We start from the raw sequence: 7,918 nt of genomic DNA, 5'->3' as shown, positions 1-7,918 counted from the left end.
CAAGTTGCTATCGTTATGTTTGCGACGCGTCCCGCCGGCGCTCTGATCGCGAGATACGCGACGAGGCCCGAAGCAGCCAGGCGGAAAAGCCCCAGACGCTTGTGCCACAAGGGTTTGCGGGGTCAAGCGGGCCGGGGCGGCGTGCGTGATTTTTGGGAAGTAAGGCGAGATTCTACCGCCAAAACGATACGTAAAGTGAGTTATCCACAGGGCCCGATCAAACACCGCCGGCAATCGCCGCCTGTGGATCATCGCCCTAAACTATTGACGACTCAGAGAAAACCGGTTTAAATAGCGGGTTCCGCGAAAACCAATTTTCGAACCTCCGGCCATTGCACTTTCAGCGATGCTCGCGCGGTTATTTCTCAACAAGTGAGAGCAACATGAAACGTACCTACCAACCTTCCGTGACGCGCCGTAAGCGCACCCATGGCTTCCGCGTTCGCATGAAGACCGCTGGTGGCCGCAAAGTCATCAACGCACGCCGCGCGAAGGGCCGCAAACGCCTCGCCATCTAAGGCAGGCTGATACGCGGTCAAGCCGAGTGCGCGCTGTGTCCGACACCCGTGACGCTGCGGGAACGGCAGACGCGCCGCATCAGAACGTCGTTCCGGTGCAGGCGTCCGCAGCCTTTCCCAAAGCCGCAAGGCTGCTAAAAACGGATGAATTTTCATCCGTTTTTCGTTTGCGCCCGTGGCGCCGAACGGCTCACTTCGTCGTGTACGCGCGGCCCACGGGCAACGCAGCGCGGCTCGGCCTCGTGATCGGCAAGAAGTTTGCGCCGCGCGCGGTCACGCGCAATCTGGTGAAGCGCCTCGCGCGCGAAGCGTTTCGCTTGCGTCGCGCGGAGTTCGGCGGTTGGGACGTGTTGCTGCGCCTGCACGCCAAATTCGACAGGAAGGCGATGCCCAGCGGATCGTCGCCGCCGTTGAAAGCGCTGTGCCGTGGCGAAATCGATGTGCTGCTCGACAAGGCGGCGCGCGAAATCGCCCGTCGCGAAGCGCCGGCAGCATCGGCAGGACAGGCGGCCGACACGCCGCCAGCCGCGCCATGAGACCCGCGCAGTCCACATGCGCGGCTGTTTTGCGGCGCTTCTTATCGGGCGGCGCGGTTGGGCCGCACTAGTCATGCAAACGGTATTATTCGCCTTGCTGCGTTTCTACAAGATTGCCGTGAGTCCCATGCTCGGCAATCGGTGCCGTTTTTATCCCTCCTGTTCGGATTACGCGCGCGAAGCAATCCAGTATCATGGCGCCGCGCGTGGTACTTACCTCGCCGCCAGGCGCCTGTGCCGCTGTCACCCGTTTTCGGCGGGCGGCATCGATCTTGTCCCGCCTCCAACTCCTAAGAAGCGCTGACGCGCTGTGCCATCGACACTGAGACAACGCATGGATATCAAACGCACCGTCCTATGGGTCATCTTCTTCATGTCAGCTGTCATGCTGTTCGACAACTGGCAGCGCGACCATGGACGCCCGTCGATGTTCTTCCCGAGCGCGACGCAGACCAAGACGGCAGCTCCTGCTGCGCCGGGTTCGGCGGCGGCGGGAAGCCAACCAGCCGATTTGCCGCAGACGAGCGCCGCGGCGCCCGGCTCGACGGCACCCGCTACGCAGCAGGCCCAGCTGGTTTCCTTCAGCACTGACGTCTACCGCGGCCAGATCGACACGCGCGGCGGCACGCTGTCCAAGCTCACGCTGGTCAAGCCGGGCGAGGGCAAGCAGCCCGATCAGGTGATCACGCTGTTCGACCACACGGCCGATCACACGTATCTCGCGCGCACGGGCCTGCTCGGCGGCGACTTCCCGAACCACACCGATGTGTTCACGCCCGTTGCCGGTCAGGCGACCGACATGACGGGCAACACGCTGAAGCTGTCGTTCGAGTCGCCGGAAAAGGGCGGCCTGAAGGTCGTGAAGACCTACACGTTCACGCGCGGCAGCTATGTGATCGACGTCGACACGAAGATCCAGAACGTCGGCACGACGCCCGTCAAGCCGACCGCGTACATGGAACTCGTGCGCGACAGCCAGCCTGTCGAAACGCCGCGCTTCTCGCACACGTTCATCGGGCCGGCTGTGTACACGGAGCAGCATCACTTCCAGAAGCTGACGTTCGGCGACATCGACAAGAACAAGGAAGACTACGCAACCTCCGCCGACAATGGCTGGGTCGCGATGGTGCAGCACTATTTCGCGTCGGCGTGGATTCCCCAGCAAGGCGTCAAGCGTGATATCTACGTCGAGAAGATCGATCCGTCGCTGTATCGCGTGGGCGTCAAGCAGCCGCTGCAGACGATCGAGCCAGGTAAGACGGTCGACGTGAATGCACGTCTGTTCGCCGGTCCGGAAGAAGAGCGCATGCTCGAAGGCATCGCGCCGGGTCTGGAACTGGTGAAGGACTACGGCTGGGTGACGATCATCGCGAAGCCGCTGTTCTGGCTGCTCGAGAAGATCCACAGCTACGTCGGCAACTGGGGCTGGGCAATCGTGCTGCTGACGCTGCTGATCAAGGCGGTGTTCTTCCCGCTGTCGGCTGCGAGCTACAAGTCGATGGCCCGCATGAAGGAAATCACGCCGCGTATGCAAGCGCTGCGCGAGCGCTTCAAGGGCGATCCGCAGAAGATGAACGCGGCTCTGATGGAGCTGTACAAGACTGAGAAAGTGAATCCGTTCGGCGGCTGTCTGCCCGTCGTGATTCAGATTCCGGTGTTTATCTCGCTCTACTGGGTGCTGCTGTCATCGGTGGAAATGCGCGGCGCGCCGTGGATTCTCTGGATTCACGATCTGTCGCAACAAGATCCGTACTTCATCCTGCCGGTGCTGATGGCCGTCTCGATGTTTATTCAGACGAAGCTCAACCCGACGCCGCCGGACCCCGTCCAGGCCAAGATGATGATGTTCATGCCGATCGCGTTCTCGGTCATGTTCTTCTTCTTCCCGGCGGGTCTCGTGCTGTACTACGTCGTGAACAACGTGCTGTCGATCGCGCAGCAGTACTACATCACGCGCATGATGGGGCAAAAGAGAAAGGCCGCCTGATAGTGCTCGGATCGGACGGATAACCCTCCGATCCGATCCGAAGTAGACGTAAAAAAAACCGCCCGGTTTCAGCCGGGCGGTTTTTTTACGTCTGCAACTTTTTAAGCGTTATCAGCGTCGCCGTAAAACTGCGAGATCAATTCCTGAACCAGATAACGATGATGCGGTGTCAATGATTCGATTTTCGACGCCAGCTCGAGCGTCTCGGGCGAAAGCGGATATTTCTCACCACGCGCCAATGGCTTCGGAACATTCCGGGTCGATCCTCCGGGCGAAGGCCCGTAATGAAGCCAGTGGACATCCACTTCGAGCCATGCCGCGAGCGTGCGCAACTTGTCGTCAGTGGGGATCGTGCGGCCGCTCAGCCACTTATGCACCGTTTGCGGTGACACGGGTTGATCGCCGCGATGGCGTAGATTGAAGTGCAATGCGAGATCGGTCCCGCCCTTGAGTCTTTCCGGGGCGCGTCTCATCGCGAATTTGAGTCGCTCGGCAAAAGCCGCTTTTTCTTCGACGGTTGGCATCGGCAGATTGTGCAGTCCGTCGCATCGCAGGTAGACAACTGTACACGCTACATTTCGCGTGTCTGAGATTTGCCTATCTCGTTACAGCAACCCATCGGAAGCGTTCTCCAAAATACTCTGGAGTCCGCTTAACGTTTATTTGTAGGGCTTAGACTACACGAAGAGTCCGAATTCCTCTATTTGTAGTCGTCGGAATCTCTTAGCTTAACTAGGCTAAATCTGAAACATCTCGTTCACCAGCGACGACGAGGTCCCCGCGCTAACACCCGAAAGGCCCGCGTTACAATGCCAGGCGTTCAGCGCACCGCCAGTGTGCTGCTTTCTTACTCCTCTCTGCCGCTTCCGACATGCTCGCAACCGATTCCGATCCGATCGTCGCCATTGCCACCGCGCCCGGCCGCGGCGGGATAGGTGTGGTGCGGATTTCGTTCGGGCGCGCCGGCGAAGCGGCAGCGCAGCCGATGATGCAGGCGCTCACCGGGCAACCGCTGACACCGCGCCACGCGAGCTACGTCCCGTTTCTTGACGGCGGCGGAAACGCGCTCGATCGCGGCATCGCGCTGTATTTTCCGGCTCCGCATTCCTACACCGGCGAGCATGTGCTCGAGTTGCAGGGGCACGGCGGCCCGATCGTGCTCCAGCTGGTTCTGCAGCGCTGCATCGATGCCGGACGCGCGTTCGGTCTGCGACTTGCGGAACCGGGCGAGTTCACGCGTCGCGCGTTTCTCAACGACAAGCTCGATCTCGCGCAGGCCGAGGCGGTCGCCGATCTGATCGAAGCCAGCACGGAAGCGGCCGCGCGCTCGGCTGGGCGCTCGCTGGAAGGCGCGTTTTCGCGCGATATCCATGCTTTGGTCGAAGAGGTGATCACGTTGCGGATGCTCGTCGAGGCGACGCTCGATTTCCCCGAAGAAGAAATCGATTTCCTCGAAGCCGCCGACGCACGCGGCAAGCTTGCTCGCATACGCGAGCGTCTCGCATTAGTGCTGAGCGAAGCCCGGCAGGGCGCGCTGCTGCGCGAGGGCTTGTCCGTCGTGCTAGCCGGGCAGCCGAACGTCGGCAAATCGTCGCTGCTGAACGCGCTCGCGGGCGCGGAACTCGCAATCGTCACGCCGATTGCCGGCACGACCCGCGACAAGGTCGCGCAGACGATACAGATCGAAGGCATCCCCCTGCATGTGATCGACACGGCGGGGCTGCGTGAGACGGAGGACGAGGTTGAGAAGATCGGTATCGAGCGGACCTGGGGGGAGATCCAGCGCGCCGATGTCGTGCTACATCTGCTCGACGCCCGCTCGGGCATGACCGCCGACGACGATTCGATCGCCGCGCGTTTTCCTCATGGTGTGCCCGTCGTGCGTGTGCTGAACAAGACCGATCTGACGGGAATCGCACCGGGCGTTACCAGCTTGAATGGCGCGGACGAGGGCGATTCGTGCGAAGTTCGCCTGTCCGCAAAAAGGGGCGACGGGATCGACTTGCTGCGGGGCGAACTACTGCGCATCGCGGGTTGGCAAGCCGGCGCGGAAACTGTCTATCTGGCGCGCGAGCGGCATCTGATTGCGCTTCGTGCCGCGCAAGAACATTTGGGACTCGCCGCAGAACACGCTGATCAGAATGCGCAAGCTCTGGATCTGTTCGCTGAAGAATTGCGACTGGCTCAGGATCAACTCAATTCGATCACCGGTGAATTCACTTCCGACGACCTACTTGGTGTAATTTTCAGCAGGTTTTGTATCGGCAAGTAGGCATTTACCGATGGGCCATATACATGGCCTTTCTGCGCTTCTATCGAAGCTGGCTTTCGGTACACAACCCTGTACACTCTGCATTTGACGCACCCTGTGTACCGAACCCGCAAGCATGCCAAAACTCGCGACGCCACTCAGCGAATCTCACATCCGCACCTTGCAGCCGCGCGCCACGCGCTACAGCGTCGCCGACGGCAACGGTCTCATCCTCGAAGTCATGCCGACCGGAAAGAAGGTCTGGCGCTTCCGCTATACGCTCAATGGGCGTCGACAACCGATGGTCACGATCGGCGACTATCAGCTGATGTCATTGCGCGTCGCTCGAGCCAGGGCGCAGAAGTATGCGGAAATCGTCGGGCAGGGCTTGTCGCCCGTGTCCATAGCCAGACAGGACCGGGGCGCCGAAAAACGCGTCGATGTGCTGCGCGACGGCGCTGAACTCTACGTGACGTCGGCGATGGCCCGCAAGTCCGACGAGTACCGACGCACGACGCAGCGCGCGCTCGACAAGGACATCCTGCCCGCGATCGGGCACAAACCCATCGCGCAGGTCACGACGGAGGATATCCAGTCGATCTGCGACGCAATCAAGAGTCGGGGCGCACCGCAGATGGCGCTCCATACGCGCAATGTCGCAAGGCGGCTGTTCGCGTTTCTGATCGCGCGGCAACTCGCGAGCATCAATCCCGCCGATGCCATCCCCGCGCGCACGATCGCGACGCAGGACGGCCGCTCGCGCGTGCTGACGGGAAGCGAAATCGGCACGTTGCTGCGTACGATCTATACGTCGAGCATTCGGCGGCCTCTGAAACTCGCGCTCCATCTACTCGTGCTCACGATGGTCAATAAATCCGAGTTGATCGAAGCGGCGTGGCGCGAATTCGATCTCGACGCAGGTGTCTGGGCGATTCCCGCCACGCGTGCGAGCAATGGGCGCGAGCGCCGTGTCTATCTGTCAAGTCAGTCGCTGGCGATGTTGCGCGAGTTACGCGGCATCAGAAGCAGTCGCAACTATGTCTTCCCGTCGACGCGAGGCAGCGAAGATCGACCGATTGCAAAGGGCACGCTGAATCAGGCGGCCAAAACGCTCCGACTGGAGGGCGAACATTTCGTACTCCACGATTTCCGCCGCACTGGGTTGAGTCATCTGCGCGATTTGTTGCAATCGGCAGATGGCAAGGATGCGTTTGCAGAAGCCGAGGACACGGTCACTGTGCGTGAGATGCAGCTCTGGGCCGATTACGTCGACGCGCAGGTTGGAGAGCAAGCCAATTCGCCGATGGGGATACGCTGATCTTAAAGACCGATTTATTGGTACACAGTGCCGGATCGCTTGCGCGTACAGGCGCGCCTGCAAACGAAGTATCCCTATTAAACGAGGTTTCCAGCCGATTCGGCACGGCACGTGCGGCCCAAGATACATTTTAAGGTACACACGGCTCGCTCAATGTGCCAGCATCCCTTGTCGCGAATATCTTCGCGCGATAAAACTACGGTTACGCACCAGAATCCGTCCCACCGAAACATCACCCGTGCAAAGCTACCTGCTCAACATCATGCTCAACGAATACCTCGGCGACAGGCGCCGAGTAGACATCTGAGCCGTGCCGGTCGTAGTGATCGAGCCGGAGCAACAGACTGTCGAGCGCGCACAGTTGAATTTTAGTGAGAGAAGGAGCATCGAGCAGCGCGTGCAACCTCATGCGCCAGTACTCCGAAGTAAGAATCGTGCCGCCCATGTCCCCAAGCAGCGATGGCCACATGACGCGCGAAATGTGCGCGATTTCCTGATCGATCAATCGGTTCATGTCGTCCCCCGTGACGTCTCGACAAGGCCAAAGTTTTTTACATCTGATGATTAACTTTAGCCGGATTTCAGCCAGTCACTACCTATGCAAACAAATAGGTATCCCGGCGATGTCGGGCCACAAACTAACGACATCGCATGGCCTAAAGCGTACGCATGCCCGTCGCATGACAATCGGGGGAACAGAATGATGTTTGGGCGTCAGTTTGACGACGTGACGCATAAGGGCGAGTGAGATGGCGCGCATCCGCAAGGCGACGCGCTGCGCGAAACAGGAAACTCAAGCGAGGAATACAAAGGAGAGCGCGCAAAAGAGCTAAGCGTCATCCTCCGGCGGCTCGGGCGCGCGCGGCACCGAACCGCAAAGCGAGGTCAACGTGACGCTGACCACAATCAGCGCCGACATGAACAGCCAGTACTCCGTCCACGAGAAAGAGAAGGCCAGCACATTAGCCTCCGTTCGCTCCCGATACTCTCAACCCGCCTAATGATGCAGCAGGCTGCGAATCGGATGCCGCCAGTCCATCCGCCTGTGATGGTCGTCATCGTGCAAGGCCTGGCGATGTTCCTGCCAGAGTTCGTCGGAAAACAGAAACGCGACGATGAGTAGCGGCACGATCAGAAACGCGCCCAGAATCAGATGCTCGATCACAGTAACCTCCTGATCGATGGAACAGCGACAATTTCATTGTAGGCGTGTTGCAAGTCACTGCGTGTGATCCACCGCGCACACCATGTGCGCGATTCGAGTGACGCAAGTAGCGCGCCCGATGCGTCGCGTTCTGCCGATCAGAA

The 7,918-nt window shown here is 60.1% G+C and carries 10 protein-coding genes; 6 read left to right on the top strand and 4 right to left on the bottom strand.

Annotation, left to right across the window (positions count from 1 at the left end):
* The first annotated feature begins 383 nt into the window (after positions 1–383).
* The 4 genes from rpmH (at position 384) to yidC (ending at position 3,041) form a co-directional block, all read left to right on the top strand.
* Positions 384–518: a 50S ribosomal protein L34 gene (gene rpmH / locus C2L65_RS16125; RefSeq protein ID WP_004198824.1), complete on the top strand. Its 135-nt coding sequence runs from the start codon at positions 384–386 to the stop codon at positions 516–518.
* Between the two features lie 26 nt (positions 519–544).
* Positions 545–1,054 carry a ribonuclease P protein component gene (gene rnpA / locus C2L65_RS16120; RefSeq protein WP_427910144.1) on the top strand — a complete coding sequence of 170 codons (510 nt, stop codon included), beginning with the start codon at positions 545–547 and terminating at the stop codon, positions 1,052–1,054.
* Positions 1,055–1,127: 73 nt separating this feature from the next.
* Complete coding sequence (gene yidD / locus C2L65_RS16115) at positions 1,128–1,358, top strand: membrane protein insertion efficiency factor YidD (protein WP_007581797.1); 231 nt, start codon at positions 1,128–1,130, stop codon at positions 1,356–1,358.
* Between the two features lie 30 nt (positions 1,359–1,388).
* Positions 1,389–3,041 (top strand): membrane protein insertase YidC, encoded by a 1,653-nt coding sequence (yidC, locus tag C2L65_RS16110; RefSeq protein WP_042305049.1) that lies wholly within the window; start codon positions 1,389–1,391, stop codon positions 3,039–3,041.
* 101 nt (positions 3,042–3,142) lie between these two features.
* On the opposite strand, the gene C2L65_RS16105 is transcribed toward yidC, so the two are convergent.
* Positions 3,143–3,565 (bottom strand): transcriptional regulator, encoded by a 423-nt coding sequence (locus tag C2L65_RS16105; protein WP_042305050.1) that lies wholly within the window; start codon positions 3,563–3,565, stop codon positions 3,143–3,145.
* Between the two features lie 347 nt (positions 3,566–3,912).
* On the opposite strand from C2L65_RS16105, the gene mnmE reads away from it, so the two are divergent.
* Together mnmE and C2L65_RS16095 are read left to right on the top strand one after the other, a co-directional pair.
* Positions 3,913–5,313 (top strand): tRNA uridine-5-carboxymethylaminomethyl(34) synthesis GTPase MnmE, encoded by a 1,401-nt coding sequence (gene mnmE, locus C2L65_RS16100; RefSeq protein ID WP_042305051.1) that lies wholly within the window; start codon positions 3,913–3,915, stop codon positions 5,311–5,313.
* 115 nt (positions 5,314–5,428) lie between these two features.
* The gene (locus C2L65_RS16095; protein ID WP_042305052.1) at positions 5,429–6,610 is read left to right on the top strand and encodes a tyrosine-type recombinase/integrase; all 1,182 of its coding nucleotides are present in this window, start codon (positions 5,429–5,431) and stop codon (positions 6,608–6,610) included.
* A 232-nt stretch (positions 6,611–6,842) separates the two neighbouring features.
* On the opposite strand, the gene C2L65_RS16090 is transcribed toward C2L65_RS16095, so the two are convergent.
* The 3 genes from C2L65_RS16090 to C2L65_RS46150 form a co-directional block, all read right to left on the bottom strand.
* Positions 6,843–7,124: a hypothetical protein gene (locus C2L65_RS16090; RefSeq protein ID WP_042305053.1), complete on the bottom strand. Its 282-nt coding sequence runs from the start codon at positions 7,122–7,124 to the stop codon at positions 6,843–6,845.
* A gap of 315 nt (positions 7,125–7,439) precedes the next feature.
* Positions 7,440–7,571: a hypothetical protein gene (locus C2L65_RS47060; RefSeq protein ID WP_255221861.1), complete on the bottom strand. Its 132-nt coding sequence runs from the start codon at positions 7,569–7,571 to the stop codon at positions 7,440–7,442.
* 36 nt (positions 7,572–7,607) lie between these two features.
* On the bottom strand, positions 7,608–7,775 hold the full coding sequence (locus tag C2L65_RS46150) for a hypothetical protein (protein WP_028363935.1): 168 nt from the start codon (positions 7,773–7,775) through the stop codon (positions 7,608–7,610).
* Positions 7,776–7,918 lie beyond the last annotated feature (143 nt).

The sequence above is a fragment of the Paraburkholderia terrae genome (assembly GCF_002902925.1).
GTDB classification, from domain to species: Bacteria; Pseudomonadota; Gammaproteobacteria; order Burkholderiales; family Burkholderiaceae; genus Paraburkholderia; species Paraburkholderia terrae.
The sequence above is the reverse complement of the archived record's forward strand: the minus strand, read 5'-3'. Positions and strand labels throughout refer to the sequence as shown.

Coding starts and splice junctions, on each gene's coding strand:
- yidC (WP_042305049.1), top strand. CDS start 1,389: ATGGATATCAAACGCACCGTCCTATGGGTCATCTTCTTCATGTCAGCT.
- mnmE (WP_042305051.1), top strand. CDS start 3,913: ATGCTCGCAACCGATTCCGATCCGATCGTCGCCATTGCCACCGCGCCC.
- C2L65_RS16095 (WP_042305052.1), top strand. CDS start 5,429: ATGCCAAAACTCGCGACGCCACTCAGCGAATCTCACATCCGCACCTTG.
- C2L65_RS16090 (WP_042305053.1), bottom strand. CDS start 7,124: ATGAACCGATTGATCGATCAGGAAATCGCGCACATTTCGCGCGTCATG.
- yidD (WP_007581797.1), top strand. CDS start 1,128: ATGCAAACGGTATTATTCGCCTTGCTGCGTTTCTACAAGATTGCCGTG.
- C2L65_RS16105 (WP_042305050.1), bottom strand. CDS start 3,565: ATGCCAACCGTCGAAGAAAAAGCGGCTTTTGCCGAGCGACTCAAATTC.
- rpmH (WP_004198824.1), top strand. CDS start 384: ATGAAACGTACCTACCAACCTTCCGTGACGCGCCGTAAGCGCACCCAT.